10 protein-coding genes and 3 pseudogenes are annotated in these 16,250 nt (G+C 38.2%); 4 read left to right on the forward strand and 9 right to left on the reverse strand.

The features are described from left to right. Window positions 1-61: 61 nt before the first annotated feature. The 4 genes from A5N85_RS05065 to A5N85_RS05085 form a co-directional block, all read right to left on the reverse strand. Complete coding sequence (locus A5N85_RS05065) at window positions 62-418, reverse strand: IS630 transposase-related protein (protein ID WP_072576138.1); 357 nt, start codon at window positions 416-418, stop codon at window positions 62-64. A gap of 1,584 nt (window positions 419-2,002) precedes the next feature. Then, the gene (locus tag A5N85_RS05075) at window positions 2,003-2,734 is read right to left on the reverse strand and encodes an amino acid ABC transporter ATP-binding protein (protein ID WP_072576260.1); all 732 of its coding nucleotides are present in this window, start codon (window positions 2,732-2,734) and stop codon (window positions 2,003-2,005) included. A gap of 5 nt (window positions 2,735-2,739) precedes the next feature. Then, window positions 2,740-3,834 carry an amino acid ABC transporter permease gene (locus tag A5N85_RS05080; RefSeq protein ID WP_072576261.1) on the reverse strand — a complete coding sequence of 365 codons (1,095 nt, stop codon included), beginning with the start codon at window positions 3,832-3,834 and terminating at the stop codon, window positions 2,740-2,742. Beyond that, window positions 3,834-5,039 (reverse strand): amino acid ABC transporter permease, encoded by a 1,206-nt coding sequence (locus A5N85_RS05085; protein ID WP_084601646.1) that lies wholly within the window; start codon window positions 5,037-5,039, stop codon window positions 3,834-3,836. The genes A5N85_RS05080 and A5N85_RS05085 overlap by 1 nt, the downstream gene beginning before the upstream one ends. A 58-nt stretch (window positions 5,040-5,097) precedes the next feature. Between A5N85_RS05085 and A5N85_RS05090 the strand changes: the two genes are divergently transcribed. The 3 genes from A5N85_RS05090 to A5N85_RS05100 are packed head-to-tail and all read left to right on the forward strand — an operon-like array spanning window position 5,098 to window position 9,400. Next, window positions 5,098-7,017, forward strand: coding sequence for an ATP-binding cassette domain-containing protein (locus A5N85_RS05090; protein ID WP_072576262.1), 1,920 nt, complete (start codon window positions 5,098-5,100; stop codon window positions 7,015-7,017). A gap of 57 nt (window positions 7,018-7,074) precedes the next feature. Continuing rightward, window positions 7,075-7,650 (forward strand): hypothetical protein, encoded by a 576-nt coding sequence (locus A5N85_RS05095; protein WP_072576263.1) that lies wholly within the window; start codon window positions 7,075-7,077, stop codon window positions 7,648-7,650. A 13-nt stretch (window positions 7,651-7,663) separates the two neighbouring features. Then, the gene (locus A5N85_RS05100; RefSeq protein WP_072576264.1) at window positions 7,664-9,400 is read left to right on the forward strand and encodes an AMP-binding protein; all 1,737 of its coding nucleotides are present in this window, start codon (window positions 7,664-7,666) and stop codon (window positions 9,398-9,400) included. A 156-nt stretch (window positions 9,401-9,556) separates the two neighbouring features. Here the strand turns inward: A5N85_RS05100 and A5N85_RS05105 are convergent, their stop codons facing one another. The 5 genes and pseudogenes from A5N85_RS05105 to A5N85_RS17580 form a co-directional block, all read right to left on the reverse strand. Next, window positions 9,557-9,850 (reverse strand): integration host factor subunit alpha, encoded by a 294-nt coding sequence (locus A5N85_RS05105; RefSeq protein WP_072576265.1) that lies wholly within the window; start codon window positions 9,848-9,850, stop codon window positions 9,557-9,559. A gap of 27 nt (window positions 9,851-9,877) precedes the next feature. Continuing rightward, the gene (gene pheT / locus A5N85_RS05110) at window positions 9,878-12,244 is read right to left on the reverse strand and encodes a phenylalanine--tRNA ligase subunit beta (protein ID WP_072576266.1); all 2,367 of its coding nucleotides are present in this window, start codon (window positions 12,242-12,244) and stop codon (window positions 9,878-9,880) included. A gap of 7 nt (window positions 12,245-12,251) precedes the next feature. Continuing rightward, window positions 12,252-13,283, reverse strand: a complete 1,032-nt coding sequence (gene pheS, locus A5N85_RS05115) for a phenylalanine--tRNA ligase subunit alpha (RefSeq protein ID WP_282955992.1) — start codon at window positions 13,281-13,283, stop codon at window positions 12,252-12,254. A 159-nt stretch (window positions 13,284-13,442) separates the two neighbouring features. Continuing rightward, window positions 13,443-13,760 (reverse strand): annotated as a pseudogene (locus tag A5N85_RS15035) (TRAP transporter large permease subunit); the annotation flags it as partial. Next, window positions 13,750-13,863: pseudogene (locus A5N85_RS17580) on the reverse strand (IS1595 family transposase); the annotation flags it as partial. The pseudogenes A5N85_RS15035 and A5N85_RS17580, both read right to left, overlap by 11 nt. A 103-nt stretch (window positions 13,864-13,966) precedes the next feature. Here A5N85_RS17580 and pflB point away from each other — a divergent pair. Next, window positions 13,967-16,248: pseudogene (gene pflB / locus A5N85_RS05135) on the forward strand (formate C-acetyltransferase). Window positions 16,249-16,250 lie beyond the last annotated feature (2 nt).

Consider the following 16,250-nt stretch of genomic DNA (forward strand, 5'->3'; position numbering starts at 1 on the left):
AAGGCTTTAAAACCACATTCATCAAGATAGACTATCGGTTTGTCTTGAGCGGTCTTATCCACTATTTGTTCTTGAAAGTGCTCTCTTTTCTCTGTGTCGGCTTTTGGATGTTGGTTAATCTTTTTTTATGCGTTATCTTTAGTCGCTTTAGAGCATAACAAATCGCTGATTGCGAGCAATTAAAACGTCTAGCGCTTTCCCATTGGTAATCATCGGGATACTGCTCAATATCCTTAAGCAAGGCTTCATCATCAATCTTTGAGGGCTTACGCTCAGTAAAGCCTTTAGGATGGGGATTTTTAATCCAGCTATAGACGGTGAATTTGCTGATCTTGTAGCGCTTTGCAACAGCGCGCCAAGTTTCTCCATTAGCAATATCGTTAAGAATTTTCTGTCGGAATTGGCTGCAGTAGGTCATAGGATATGCTCAGTTTGTTTTTGATAATTCTACTACAAGTTGTTCTTTATATCTGCTTTGAATAGATTGGATTCTAAGTGATTTAACTATAAAACAGCTTGATGATAACTATTTCTTTTAGATTTTGGTAGAGACTGGCATTTTTTCTGAATAGTGTAACTAAGGATAATAATTTTGGTATAATTCTCAAAAGATCAATAGATCAATATTTTTTGTGGAGGAAAATGGTTAGTTCTATTTTTGCTTTTTTATTATTTTCTTTATTGATTTTTACTGGAATGAGAAATAATATAATTAAATCGATAATACTGATTATATCAGATGTAGAGAAAATATTCATTTTACTTATAAAGTAGTTGATCAAAGTACCAAGATTTCCACCATAATATATAGTAACAAAATAAATATGTTATAAATAATAATAGTATATATATAATAGAGAGAGTTGGTATTGCTAGTGAGGGTTGTAAATTTTTTGATTCAAGATGGAATAATATTGAAAAAAAAGAATATAGAACTATTGCTAAAATTTCTATTTTAATTTCTCTAAAGTGACTTAAATGATTTTTTGATTTCTTATATTTATTAATGAATATTGATTTTAATTTTATAGTGATGGTTAATATATTGTAGACTGTATAATAACAAAGAAAATTGCTAACTATTTCTAACCATTGGGCATATTTTTCTACAGTAAAAATATCTTTTAACGGATATGTTAAAAATGATAGAAACATTATTGAACATAAATATATAATTAAATGAATAAGAAATAATATTAATTCTTTTTTGTTGATTATTTTTTTTCTAATGGATTTAGCCAAATATAACACTCAATTGTTGTAGAAAAATAAATTATAAGAGTTATTAATGAAATAACAAATTTTTTCCAATCAAACTTTTCTAATATTAAAGGCATGAAACTATCATGGGTAAGATCAGATATCATGAATACAAAATAGATAGATAGAATTATCCATGCTGGCTGTTGTAGGCGCTTAGCTATAAATAAGGGGGTATTGGTAGAATTCATAATTCTTAATCCGATATTGTAAGTAATAGTATACAAGATTTTTATTCTATCTGAAGTACAGAATATTCTTTTGGAAAATAAAAATTTCTTGAATTTAAATTATGAAAGATAATGATTTATCTTGCTATTATAGTTTTATATAATAAATATTCCATTTGAGACCTTTGCAAAATTCCATTTTACACTAATTTTTGCTACTAGTAGAAAAACTAACGACATGATTTTAATACATTTTCAAAATTTGAAAAATTGAAATTTCTCTATTTTTAGGAGGTTTGCAAAGGTCTCCATTTTTTTTGTATATACTTGTTTAACGGAGTAACTTATTTAATCACTAAAAATAGCTAATTTCTTTAGTATTTAGTTTGTCATAAAGCTTGCTAAAAATATTTGTATTTCACTTGTCATAAATAAACTCTAAAGTTTCTTTATTATTCTGCTATGTCTCTATAGATAAATATCTTAATTTACATACGAGAAAATATCTAGTAGATAATATACAGCATTTAAGTAAGGTAAGTAAAATTGTAGGTAAAGTTAAGAGTGTTTTGCTATAGTTGACTTAAAAATTCTTTTGCGCGTGGATGTTCAGGTGCAGTAAAGAATCGTTCTGGTGGAGCAATTTCCATAATTTGCCCTTTATCCATAAAAACGACGCGATCTGCCACTCGGTGCGCAAATCCCATTTCATGGGTAACGCAAAGCATGGTGATTTCTGATTCATCGGCTAGCTCAATCATCACATCTAGCACTTCTTTTATCATTTCTGGGTCCAGTGCAGACGTGGGTTCGTCAAATAAAATGACTTCGCAATTCATACACAAAGTGCGCGCAATGGCCGCTCTTTGTTGCTGTCCGCCAGAGAGCTGTCCAGGATATTTGTTGGCTTGGTTTTCTATTCCAACACGGGCAAGATAGCGACGAGCAGTTTCTTCAGCTTCGTGTTGTGGGATTTTATTGACCCATATTGGCCCTAAGGTGAGGTTTTCTAGGATAGTAAGGTGAGGGAATAGATTGAATTGTTGAAAGACCATGCCCACTTTTCGGCGGAGCTGACGGGTTTGGCGAATAGAACCATCGAGTACTTCTCCTGCAATGGCAATGGTACCTTCTTGATAGTCTTCTAGGCGATTGATGCAACGAATAAGGGTACTTTTCCCTGAACCTGAAGGACCGCAAATAACTAAGCGTTCGCCTTTTTCAACGGTGAGATTGATATCTTTTAAAGCATGGAATTTTCCATACCATTTATTGAGATGTTCGATGGTAATCATAGGTGTCATAGGAATTAAGCGTTATGAGTCGTTTGATAATGTTTTTCGACGCGATAGCTAAATCGAGTCATTCCATAGCAGATAATAAAGTACACAATAGCACAAAAAGCATAGCCTTCCATACCGCGTCCTAACCATTGTGGGTCTTGGCTAGCGCTGTGAACAATGCCAAGAAAATCGTATAGCCCAATGATAGAAACAAGCGTGGTTTCTTTAAATAGTCCAACATAGGTATTGGTAATCGCTGGAATGACGATACGCAAGGCTTGAGGTAAGATGACTAAGCGCATTTTTGCCCAATAGGATAATCCTAGACTGTCTGTGGCTTCATATTGCCCTTTAGGTAAACCTTGCAAACCGCCGCGAACGACTTCCGCCATATAAGAGGAAGCAAAGAGGGCGACGCCAATTAGTGCACGAATGAGGTTATCAATAGTCATTCCAGTTGGTAAGAAGAGGGGCAACATTATATTTGCCATAAAAAGAATGGTAATTAGCGGAACGCCGCGCCATATTTCAATAAAAGCAATGCATATCCAACGAATAATGGGTATATCGGAGACACGCCCCAATGCCAATAAAATCCCTAGAGGAAGAGAGAATAAAATTCCTGCGGAGGAAACAACCAATGTTAGCATCATTCCGCCCCATTTAGCTGTCGGGACAGAAGTTAGCCCAAATAGCCCGCCTCTGAGTAATATCCAGCTGATAATTGGCATGATTAGCATAGCTGCTAGCACAGCCCAACCGCGTGCTTTACCTTTGGTAAATAATACGGTGAGTAAAAATGCCGGTACAATCAGTAAAAAGACAAGGTTAACTCGCCAGCGTAGTTCATCTGGATAAAATCCATACATAAATTGGGCAAAGCGTGAACGAATAAATGCCCAACATGCGCCACCTGTTTGGCATTGTGCGCTGTTATCAGCATGCCAAGTTGCATGAAAAACCGCCCAGTTTAAGAAGGGCGGAATAATCCACCAAAGAAATAGGAAGCCCAATAGGGTAAGTAGCGTATTTCCAATAGAGGAGAATAAGCGTTTATGTAGCCATGCGATAAAGCCAGTGCTACCTGAAGGTGGAAGACGATCGGGAAGATAGGTTTGCATTATCGCTCCTTAATCGCGGTATAACGGTTATAGATACTCATGCCAAGAGAAATGAGTAAGCTGATAAAGAGATAGACTGCCATTGTGATACTGATAATTTCAACGGCGCGTCCTGTTTGGTTTAATGCGGTGCCTGTAAAGACGGAAACTAAGTCAGGATAGGCAATAGCCGCTGCTAAAGAAGAGTTTTTAACGACATTTAAATATTGATTGGTTAGTGGCGGTATGATAACTCTCAGCGCTTGAGGAAGAATAACTAAGCGCATAATTCGATTGCCTGACAGCCCTAATGATGCTGCTGCTTCAAATTGTCCTTTAGGAACCGCTTGAATCCCGGCTCGCACATATTCGGCAATATAAGCGGCACTATATAGGGTTAGTGCTAGCCAAAGCGCAGCAAGTTCGGGCAGGATAGTTAATCCACCGCGATAGTTAAAGCCTTTTAGGGTCGGTAAGCTATAGTGTTCTGGTGAGGTTAGTAAAAAATAAATGCCAACGGGTAAAACACTTATTAAGAAGAGGTATAGCCAACCTAAAGATAAAAAATTTCCGGTATTGCGTTGACGACGATGATTCCAAAAGTGGAGTGTTAAGCTAATGGCTATGCCAGCTGCAAATAACCATAAAGTGCTGATAAGTAGGCTATCCCAATGAGGAGATGCCAACATAAGTCCTCGATTACTGAGTGCGGCTAAGCAGCTATGGGCTTCATCACAGCCAAGGGTGAGGGTACTGGTGCGAGGAGGTGGTAATACGGAAAGAACCGCAAAATACCAGAAAAAAATCTGTAGCAATAATGGGATGTTGCGAAAAAGGTCTATATAAGCCCCAACAATTTTAGTGACTAACCAGTTTTTAGATAAGCGTAATACGCCTAGTAATACGCCTAAAATAGTCGCTGCAATTCCTGCTAAAACAGATACTAAAAGTGTATTTAATAGCCCTACCCAAAAAACGCTTAGATAATTATCATCATCGCTATAGGAAATTAAGCTTTGGCTAATAGGAAAGCCGGCACGATCTTTCAAAAAGGCAAAGTTAATGTCTTGATGAAAGCGCTGGAGATTATTGGTCATGTTGTAGAGGAAAAAGCCAATTATTCCGCAAACAACTAATATAGCGAGGATTTGAAATCCAATACGTCGATATTTCGGTCGAGATAACCAGTCCATAATGTTGATTTTTACTAAATTCGTTGCTGCCATGATACTTGAATTTTTAATAATGCTAAAATTCCATTTTTTATAACTGGAATGAATAATTATGCCTTTATTGACCGCGAAATCACTTTCATTGGCTTTTGGTTGGAAGCCTTTGCTTGATAATGTGAGCTTCAGTATTGAAAAAGGAGAAAAAATTGCTTTGCTTGGTCGTAATGGCGAAGGAAAATCTACGTTATTAAATGTTATTCGTGGTGCGCAGCAACCTGATGATGGGGAAATTCAATTTTCAGAAGGTGTACGAGTTGCTTATTTACCGCAAGACCCACCAGCTGCCGATGCTAGAACCGTTCGAGAAGTTATTCGCGAGGGATTGGCAAATGTTTTTCAGGCATTAGAACGCTATCAGCAATTAAGTCATGATTTTAATGCTGAACATGCGGAGGAGATATCGGCTTTAGAAGCAGAGATTAATGCTGCAAATGGTTGGACAGTCGAGCAACAAATTGATAGTGCCCTAGCTCAATTTGATTTAAATGGCGATGCGAAAATGTCAGAGCTTTCTGGCGGTTGGCGTCGTAGAGTATGGTTAGCAAGAGTAATAGTTCGTTCCCCTGAAGTTTTATTATTAGACGAACCAACTAACCATTTAGATATTGGTGCTATTGCATGGTTAGAGCAGTTTCTCAATCGTTTTTCTGGTGCCGTTATTTTTGTGACTCATGATCGCTTATTCATGAAAAATGTAGCAAACCGTATTTGGGAATTGGATCGTGGACGTTTATTAGATGTTGCTTCTGATTATTCCCGTTTCTTAAAAACACGAGAAGAAATGTTGCATGCTGAAGCAGAAGCGAACACGCGTTTTGATAAGAAATTGGCGGAAGAAGAAGTTTGGATACGTCAAGGGATAAAAGCACGGCGTACACGAAATGAAGGGCGCGTAAGAGCTTTGAAAGCCATGCGTGAAGAGCGTGCAAAAAGAATTGCACAGCAAGGAAAAGCAACTATTCGTATCGATGCTGGAGAACGCTCTGGTAAGCAAGTTATCGTGGCAGAAAATGTGTCATTTGCTCATCCTAATGCGCCTAAGTTGATTACCAATTTTACGGATATCGTTGAGCGTGGGGAAAAAATTGGTTTAATCGGCGCCAATGGGGTGGGAAAAACCACTTTACTTAATGTCTTGCTTGGAAAAATTACACCACAAACAGGAGAAGTTCGTTTAGGAACGAATTTAGAAGTTGCTTATTTTGATCAATTACGGGCGCAATTAGATCCCAATGAAACTTTACGAGAAAGCTTAGGGCAAGGTAAAGATTATGTAGAAATCAATGGCAATCGAAAACATATTGCCGCTTATTTACAAGATTTTCTATTCCCACCAGAACGATGGAATACGCCAGTATCTGCGCTTTCTGGAGGAGAACGTGCAAGATTGATGCTCGCTAGGTTACTGGCTCGACCAGCAAATGTTTTGGTATTAGATGAGCCTACAAATGACCTAGATATCGAAACTTTAGAATTATTAGAAGAAGTTTTGGATGAGTATCCGGGAACTGTGCTAATTGTGAGTCATGATAGAGCTTTTTTAGATGAAGTTGTGACTCGCTCTTGGGTCTTTAATCAGGTAAAAGAAATCATAGAACAAGTCCCCGGAGGGTTTGCTGATTGGCTCGCTCAAGGGGGAGCAATTGAACAATTAGAAGCAACGACGGAGCAACAGTCGTTTATCAATGAAAAAGCATCTGAAAAAGATACAGCGCTATCAAGTGCTGCGCCAGAAAAAGCGAATAAACCCAAACTCAGCTATAAATATCAGCGAGAATTAGAAGCACTACCAGAAGAAATTGATGCTGCTGAAATGCGTTTACAAACACTTCATGATGAAATCGCACAAGCTGATTTTCATCAGCGTCCACATACGCAACAGGCAGATGTTTATGCCCAAATTGAGCAAGTGCAAGCTGAACTAGATACGCTAATGGAGCGCTGGTTGATATTAGAAGCTGGGGAAGTATAAACTTTCAAAAATATTTAATGTTAAGCTATAAGCTCATTCGATTAAAGGAGTATACAAATGACCCGTGAGCAGATATCAGACATCGCTTGGATAAAATATAAGAAAGATAGAATTGGTCATTTTTTTGTTACTATTCATGGTATTTCGGATACGATAGAGTATTCTTATGCAACACAAGCTGAAATGCGCAAAATGTTTGATTTAATCTGTACTAAGCATGGGTTGATTACTATTGCTCCAGACTTAGCTGTTAATCCGCATAAATTACTTGGCTTAAGTAGCAGTAAAGACCAAACCGAAGTTCGGATGGTCGATGAAAGTATGAGTTTTAGTGTCATTCCATTTGCCTACGAACAACAACACTCAAAAATTTTAGCAATGCGATTTAAAGCTATTATGCAAGTAACAGGTGGAGCTGCTAATTGGCTTTATACTTCGGATGCTTTTCAGTTTATGATGGTTTTGCGTAGTGCGGTGAAATATGTTTGCTTAGAGCATACGATAACGATTTTTCATTTAGGACGAAATAGCCAGCCATTTAATGTATGCTGGGGCAATCGTGAAAATGCAGAAGCGGTGTCGAAATATATTCAAAAGCAGCTTATGCAAACTACAGAGAATAACCTAAAATAGAGGAGAACCTAGAATGAATGAAGTAGTTCCTACCCCTTGGTTAGACCAATATCCTGAGGAAATTCCTAGAGAATTAACTTCTTCACCTTATGATAATTTATCAGCGTTTATTTATTCGCTTGGTGAACGGTATGGTGACCTACCTGCTTTTACCAATTTTGAAACGACTTTAAGTTTTAATGAAACGATTAAGCGAGCAGAGGAATTTGCTGCGTATCTTCAAAAAACTTTGGGATATAAAAAAGGCGATCGTTTTGCCATTATGATGCCCAACTTATTGCAATATCCTATTGCAATGTATGGTTGCCTATTGTTAGGAGTTGAAATTGTTAATGTTAATCCTTTATATACGGCAAGGGAACTAAGCCATCAACTCAAAGATGCAAATGTTCGAGGAATTTTAATTGCTGAAAATTTTGCCCATACACTAAGTGAAGTACGGAGTGAATTGCCCAATATTCAGGATATTATTATTACTCGATTTGGTGATGAACACGTCTTTTGGAAAGGTGTGATTATCAATTTTGTGATTCGATACATTAAAAAGCTAGTTCCAAATTATCAATTTTCAAATGCTATTAGCTATAAAGAAGTGATGAAACAGGGCGTAGCTTTATCTTTTGAATCTCCAACACTTTCTGCTGAAGATGTTGCAATGCTACAGTACACCGGTGGCACTACCGGACGAGCAAAAGGTGCAATGCTTACTCATGGCAATATTTTATCCAATCTTAGACAGGTAGATTGTTGGGTTGGAAGTGCAATTAACCAAAAATCTCTGATTTGTATTACACCTTTGCCGATGTATCACATTTTTTGCTGCACAGTTAATGCCTTGTGTTTTCCGGGTTTGGGAATGCACAGTATCTTAATTACCAATCCTCGTGATATGAAGTCTTTTATTAACACACTGAAAAAGCATCCCTTTAGTGTTATGACAGGATTAAATACCTTATTTAAAGGCTTAATGAACCAACCAGATTTTGCAAAATTAGATTTTAGTCAAATTAAATTTGTCGTTTCAGGCGGAATGCCATTAGAACAAACGGTTTCAGAGCGTTGGCAAGAGATTACTGGAAATGTAATTATTGAAGGATATGGGTTAACTGAAACTTCTCCGATTGTAGCGGTGAACTGGTTGTTTAACGATAAGTTTACCAATGGAATTGGCTATCCTTTGCCTTCAACGATTGTGAGTATTCGAAATGAAGACGGAAGCTTATCAGATGAAGGAGAGCCGGGGGAATTATGGGTGAAAGGTCCACAGGTAATGCAAGGCTATTGGAACCAAACAGAAGAAACCAAAGATGCTATTACCGAAGATGGCTGGTTCAAAACGGGCGATATGGCAACGATGAATCAGCGTGGGTTTTTAAAAATTGTTGATCGTAAAAAAGATATGATTTTGGTTTCTGGATTTAATGTCTATCCAACCGAAATAGAAGAAGTTTTATCGAAGCATCCTGATGTAATGGAGGTTGCAGTTATTGGTGTTAATTGTTCTGATAGTGGGGAGCGTGCAAAAGCCTTTATTGTCAAGACGCCTAATAGTCAACTTACAGAAGCAGATTTAAAGCAATACGCGAGCGAAAATCTCACCAATTATAAAAGACCCAAAGCTTATGAGTTTATTGAGGAGCTGCCAAAGTCTAACGTTGGTAAGGTGCTTAGAAAAGAGTTGGTAAAAAGAGAGAAAGATAAGCAGATATCAAATATAGTCAAATCAACTAAAAAACAGGACGTTTTATAAACATTACCTTAGTGCTTCTGGCGGTAAATGGTGTTCTGTTTTTTAGCTGATTGCACTATAAATAGTTTTTGGAAATTGGTATTTACTTAATAAAATCAAAAAAGCCACAGAATTTTTTCTGCGGCTTTTCTTTTGAGGCATTTAGTTATGAATGCCTTATCGTGGTTTACTTTCAGAAACACGCGCTTTTAATTTTTGGCCTGCTTTGAAGCTTACGACACGACGAGCGGTAATAGGAATTTCTTCGCCAGTCTTTGGGTTACGACCAGGACGTTGGCTTTTATCTCGTAATTCAAAGTTGCCGAAGCCTGATAATTTAACAGGTTCACCAGCAGCTAAACAAGCGCGAATTTCTTCAAACAGCGCATCAACAATGTCACGTGCTTCTGGGCGTGGAAGTTTAATTTGTGCAATAAGAGATTCTACGATATCTGCTTTAGTTAGCGTCATTATATATGCCTTTATCTTTAACGTTTATTATCTAAGTTCAGCACCATGTTCATGGCGCAAAGTTTCCACAAGGTGCGAAATGATACTTTCAACTTCTTCATCTTGCAAGGTTTTTTCACTATCTTGTAAGAATAGGGCAACTGCAAGACTTTTCTTACCTTTTGGCAAATGTTCACCTTGATATTGATCAAAAAAGTAAAAATGATGAAGTTTATCACTTCCGTTTTTACGCAGCGTTTCAGCCAGTTCTGCTGCGTTTATCTGTGTATCTACCACTAATGCTAAATCACGGCGTACCGTTGGATAACGCGTAATTGCTTGATAGCTAGGCGTATGAGTATGCTCAAGATGGCTTGGGTCAATTTCAAATACCCAAATGTCGCCACCTTTGGTATTTAATTGTTTTAATGTTTGCGGATGCAAAGCACCTAAATAACCAATGTATTGATTATTGATATAGATGTCTGCACTTTGCCCAGGATGTAAATAGCTAAGTTTACTTGGGCGATATTCTGCCTCAAGTCCGTCTAAAAGCGTTTCTACAATACCTTTTAAGTCATAAAAATCAATGACTCGATTATTTTCTGTCCATTGTTCAGGAACAGATAATCCGCTCATTACGCCAGCAATTCGAGTTGGCTGTTTCGCATCTGCGGCATTTTTTCCTGAAGAGAGGAAAATTTTTCCTATTTCAAATAAAAATAAATCGTTTTGTTGACGATTACGGTTATAAAGAAGGGTATTTACCAACCCGGGAATTAAACTTAATCGCATCTCAGCTAATTCAGCAGAAATTGGGTTATGAAGATTAACAGTCGGGGTATTGCCAAAATAAATTGAATGGCTATTTCTATCGATAAAGCTATAAGCAATGACTTCTCTAAAACCCAAACTTGCCAATTTATCGGCATAATAGGCTTCTGCATTCGGCGGTAAGCTATCTTTTTGATAAGTTGTTATAGGTAAGTGATTGGGAATATTATCGTATCCGTCAACCCGCGCAATTTCCTCAATAAGGTCTTCTGGAATTTCCATATCAAAGCGCCAAGCGGGCGGTAAAACTTTCCAACCGTCTTCAGTTTCCTGAACTTCACAACCAAGCGCTTGGAAAGTTTCGGTAACTTGCTCATGAGGGTAGGCTCGACCAATACGTTTTTCAATGGCAGATTCTTTTAAAATAATGGTTTCTCTATGAGGTAAATCATTCTCATAAATGGCTTGGTTAATGCTACCTGCTTGACCACCACAAATATCAATAATGAGCTGAGTCGCTAATTCCATCGCTTGCTTTTGTAAGGTGTAGTCCACACCACGCTCAAAACGTTGAGCACTGTCGCTAGAAAGCGCAAAGCGACGTGCTTTGCCTGCGATGGTTACAGGATTAAACCAGGCGGATTCTAAAACGATAGTATGCGTTTCTGTGGAACAACCACTTTCTGCACCACCCATCACGCCAGCAATCGCTAAAGGATGATTTTCATCGGCGATAACGAGAACTTCTTCATCTAGATTAGCGGTATTGTCATTGATGAGCTTGAGGGTTTCTCCTTTCTGCGCGCGACGAATAACAATGGTTTCTCCAATTTTATCGCGATCAAAAGCATGTAGAGGCGTGCCTAATTGCATCATGACATAATTGGTAACATCTACTATAGGATCATGTGTGCGGACACCAGCGCGTCTTAGGCGTTCTTGTAACCATAAAGGCGTTGGGCGAGTATTATCAATATTAGTAATGACGCGCGCGAGATAAAGCGGACAATCTTGTGGCGCATGATTATCAATAGAGATTTTTTGAGCGCTTTCTTCATTAGCGGTTTGAATATTTGGTGGGGTAAAAGGCTGTTTGAAAAGCATAGCAGCCTCACGCGCTAATCCACGCATAGAAAAGGCATCTGCACGATTAGGCGTTAAATCAATATCAATAAGGGTGTCATTTAATTGAAGATACTCTCGGATATCTTCACCGATAGGGGCATCTTTTGGCAAAATGAGTAAGCCACTATGGTCATCGCTCATGCCAAGTTCGCGTGCAGAACAAAGCATTCCAAAAGATTCCACGCCGCGAAGTTTAGATTTTTTGATTTTAAAATCTCCGGGTAATTGCGCACCGATGAGCGCAACAGGAACTTTAACCCCTTTAGCAACATTTGGCGCACCACATACGATTTGTAATCGCTCTTTACCTGTATTGACAGTTGCAATGCGTAGCTTATCGGCATCTGGATGTGGCATAAGATCTGTAACTTCTCCAACGATAACACCTGAAAATGTGCCAGCAGCAGGTGCCATAGAATCAACTTCTAATCCTGCCATTGTTAAGCGTTTTGCTAATGCTTCTGGCGATAGTTCTAATCCATAATCGGCAGCTAGCCAAGCAGTTGATAATTGCATAAAAACCTCAGAATTCGTTTTGGAATTGACGTAAGAAACGGACGTCGTTTTCAAAAAATTGACGTAAATCACGGACGCCATAGCGTAGCATTGCTAATCGTTCGATACCCATTCCAAAAGCGTAGCCTTGATATTTCTCAGCATCAATATTGACATTTTTTAGAACATTCGGATGAATGACCCCACAACCCAAAACTTCTAACCAATTTGCATCTTTTCCTTCCCCTTCAAAGAAAGCAATATCCACTTCTGCAGAAGGTTCAGTGAAAGGGAAAAATGAGGGACGAAAACGCACTTGTAAATCATCACGCTCAAAGAAATCTCTTAAGAAATGAATCAGCAAACCTTTTAGGTCAGCAAAGGTCGAGTGTTCATCAACAACCAGTCCTTCACATTGATGAAACATCGGGGAATGTGTCATATCTGAATCACTGCGATAGACGCGTCCCGGCGCAATCATACGCAGAGGCAATTTTTCTTTTTCTAGGGAGTGGATTTGTACATTTGATGTTTGTGTACGTAATACCGTTCCATCTGGAAAATAGAAAGTATCTTGCATAGCTCGTGCAGGATGATGAGCAGGGATATTTAATGCAGTAAAATTATGAAAATCATCTTCAATTTCAGGTCCTGTACGAACGACAAAGCCTAGCTGTTTGAACCAATTTTCAATCCGACGACGAGTAAGCGTAATAGGGTGTAAACTTCCACTAAAGCGCTTTCTTCCGGGTAGGGTAATATCAATTTTTTGGGCAGCGAGTTTTTCTGCTAGCTCAGCAGATTGAATGGCTTCTTTTTTCTCAGCTAATGCTTGTTGAAAACAAGCCTTTGCTTCGTTGATAATTTTTCCTAATTGAGGGCGAAGCGTTGGATCTGCTTTACCAAGCGCTTGCATATGTTGAGCAAAAACACCTTTTTTAGATAGGTATGTATTTTTGACAGTTTCTAAAGAAGCGGTATCGTTTGCATTTGATAATGTGGCAAGCGCTTCATGAAGAACGGTATCTAATTGAGTCTTTAAAGATTCGATATCACTCACGGGTATTCTCATGATGGCGGAAAACGCGAAATTCTAACAAAAATATTCATTCATTGGGAAAAGTTTGTTAAAGAAAGTTAGATTATAGTGATAGAAGAAAATTTAGCTGTTCTACTATTTAGTTAAAAAGTAGAGCAGCTATCTGAATTGGCTAGAAAACTATCCTTTTATTCTTAATTGATGAAGATAATCTGGGAACCACATGGTAATTTGTGGAACGTATGTGACAAGCGCTAAAGAATAAGAGTAATAGCAAGAACCATGGCATAACTGCCTTGATGACCCAGCCTAAAGGGCGCCCTGTAATGGATGAAGCAACAAAAAGATTAAGACCAACCGGCGGAGAAAGCATTCCTACATAATAATACCAAGGTGCACAGGATCAATGCCTAAACGCGTCGCAATAGGTACGAAAATAGGTGACATTATTAGCATAATGGCAGAAGGTTCCATAAATTGGCTGTAAAACACCATTAAACTTGTTCAGTCTCCGCTTGGTAAAGCTCCAAAAAGACTCAATACCATTAATGTGGCAATGACCATGAGCAAATTCGTTTTCGTTATTGCCATGGTTTACTCTCTTTTCAAATCACTACCAATATTTTATCTAATTTTTTATATTGATAATTTTTTATAAAAAATATATATTATAGGAAGTCTAATTAACTTAACGAGGAGTATATATGCTCACTAAAACAGAAAATCGTCCTGCTGCTTGGGCTAATTTTATTGCTGGAGAGTGGGAAGATAAAATTGATGTTCGCGATTTTATTCAGAAAAATTATACTCCTTATGAAGGAAATGGTGACTTCCTTACACCTGCAACAGCTGCCACAACGACTTTGTGGAATAGCGTTATGGAAGGCATTAAAGAAGAAAACCGCACAAAAGCTCCTCTTAAAATTGATGCTGATATTGTTTCTGGCATTAACAGCCACGAAGCAGGTTATATTGACCAATCATTAGAAACCATCGTTGGCTTACAAACAGATGAGCCATTAAAACGAGCTATCATGCCGTATGGTGGTATTCGCATGGTGATAGATTCTTGCAAAATCTATAATGAACCATTAAATCCATCTGTTGAAAAAGCGTTTACCGAATACCGTAAGACACATACCAAGGTGTTTTTGATGTTTATACACCTGATATTCGTCGCTGCCGGAAATCTGGCGTTTTGACAGGTTTACCAGATGCTTATGGACGTGGTCGTATTATTGGTGATTATCGCCGAGTAGCCCTTTACGGTATTGACCGTTTAATGGATGAGAAGTTCAAAGAATTTAATGAACTTCAAGCAGATTTAGAGGCGGGTAAAGATTTAGAAAAAACTTTACGTTTACGCGAAGAAATTGCTGAGCAGCATCGTGCTCTTGGTCAAATGAAGGAAATGGCAGTACGTTATGGCTTTGATATTTCACAACCTGCTAGAAATGCCCGTGAAGCCGTTCAATGGACTTACTTTGGTTATTTAGCAGCTGTTAAATCTCAAAATGGTGCTGCTATGAGCTTTGGACGGGTATCTACCTTCTTAGATATCTATATTGAACGCGATTTACAAAATGGTGTAATTACCGAACAGGAAGCACAAGAACTCATTGACCATTTAGTGATGAAACTTCGGATGGTTCGTTTCTTACGCACACCCGAATATGATGAATTGTTCTCTGGTGATCCAATTTGGGCAACGGAATCTATTGGTGGTATGGGATTAGACGGACGAACATTAGTCACCAAAAATAGTTTCCGTTTCTTACACACTTTATACAATATGGGTCCATCGCCTGAACCAAATATTACCGTATTGTGGTCAGAGCAATTACCTGAAGCGTTTAAACGTTTCTGCGCACAAGTATCTATTGATACCTCATCTATTCAATATGAAAATGATGATTTAATGCGTCCAGACTTCAATAGCGATGACTATGCGATTGCTTGTTGTGTGAGTCCAATGGTTGTCGGTAAACAAATGCAATTTTTTGGTGCACGTGCAAACCTTGCAAAAACATTGCTTTACGCTATCAATGGTGGGGTGGATGAAAAATCAAAAGCGCAAATTGGACCAAAACAAGCGCCAATTACAGATGAAATTTTAGACTATGACACGGTAATGGCGCGTATGGATAATTTCATGGATTGGTTGGCTACACAATACGTTACTGCGCTAAATTGCATTCACTATATGCATGATAAATATAGCTATGAAACAGCACTAATGGCACTACATGACCGTGATGTTCACCGCACAATGGCGTGTGGTGTGGCTGGTTTATCAGTAGCAGCGGACTCTTTAGCCGCGATTAAATATGCAAAAGTTCGCCCAATTAGAGATGAGAATGGAATTGCTGTTGATTTCGAGATAGAAGGCGAATATCCACAATTTGGAAATAATGATGATCGTGTGGATAGCATTGCTTGCGACTTAGTAGAACGCTTTATGAAGAAAGTCGCAAAACATCCGACTTATCGTGAAGCTATTCCAACACAATCTGTTTTAACGATTACCTCTAATGTAGTTTATGGTAAGAAAACAGGTAATACACCAGATGGACGCCGTGCTGGTGCACCATTTGGACCCGGTGCAAATCCGATGCACGGCCGAGATGTGAATGGAGCGGTTGCTTCTTTAACTTCAGTAGCAAAACTTCCATTTGCCTACGCAAAAGATGGTATTTCCTATACTTTCTCAATTGTGCCAAAAGCGCTTGGTAAGGATGATGAAACCCGTCAGAAAAATTTAGCTGCATTAATGGATGGTTATTTCCACCATGATAATGAGATTGAAGGCGGTCAACATCTTAACGTTAACGTGCTAAATCGTGAAATGTTAATGGAAGCGATGAATGATCCAGAGCTTTATCCACAATTAACTATTCGAGTATCAGGATATGCAGTTCGCTTTAATTCATTGACAAAAGAACAACAAATGGATGTCATTACGCGTACCTTTACAGAAAAAATGTAATC

Source organism: Suttonella ornithocola (assembly GCF_001889065.1).
In the GTDB taxonomy this organism is placed as follows: Bacteria; Pseudomonadota; Gammaproteobacteria; order Cardiobacteriales; family Cardiobacteriaceae; genus Suttonella_A; species Suttonella_A ornithocola.

What these genes read in the sequence shown, in the direction of transcription:
- A5N85_RS05075 (WP_072576260.1), bottom strand. Translation starts at nt 2,734, where the DNA reads ATGACACCTATGATTACCATCGAACATCTCAATAAATGGTATGGAAAA.
- A5N85_RS05105 (WP_072576265.1), bottom strand. Translation starts at nt 9,850, where the DNA reads ATGACGCTAACTAAAGCAGATATCGTAGAATCTCTTATTGCACAAATT.
- A5N85_RS05090 (WP_072576262.1), top strand. Translation starts at nt 5,098, where the DNA reads ATGCCTTTATTGACCGCGAAATCACTTTCATTGGCTTTTGGTTGGAAG.
- A5N85_RS05095 (WP_072576263.1), top strand. Translation starts at nt 7,075, where the DNA reads ATGACCCGTGAGCAGATATCAGACATCGCTTGGATAAAATATAAGAAA.
- A5N85_RS05080 (WP_072576261.1), bottom strand. Translation starts at nt 3,834, where the DNA reads ATGCAAACCTATCTTCCCGATCGTCTTCCACCTTCAGGTAGCACTGGC.
- A5N85_RS05085 (WP_084601646.1), bottom strand. Translation starts at nt 5,039, where the DNA reads ATGGCAGCAACGAATTTAGTAAAAATCAACATTATGGACTGGTTATCT.
- A5N85_RS05100 (WP_072576264.1), top strand. Translation starts at nt 7,664, where the DNA reads ATGAATGAAGTAGTTCCTACCCCTTGGTTAGACCAATATCCTGAGGAA.
- pheT (WP_072576266.1), bottom strand. Translation starts at nt 12,244, where the DNA reads ATGCAATTATCAACTGCTTGGCTAGCTGCCGATTATGGATTAGAACTA.
- A5N85_RS05065 (WP_072576138.1), bottom strand. Translation starts at nt 418, where the DNA reads ATGACCTACTGCAGCCAATTCCGACAGAAAATTCTTAACGATATTGCT.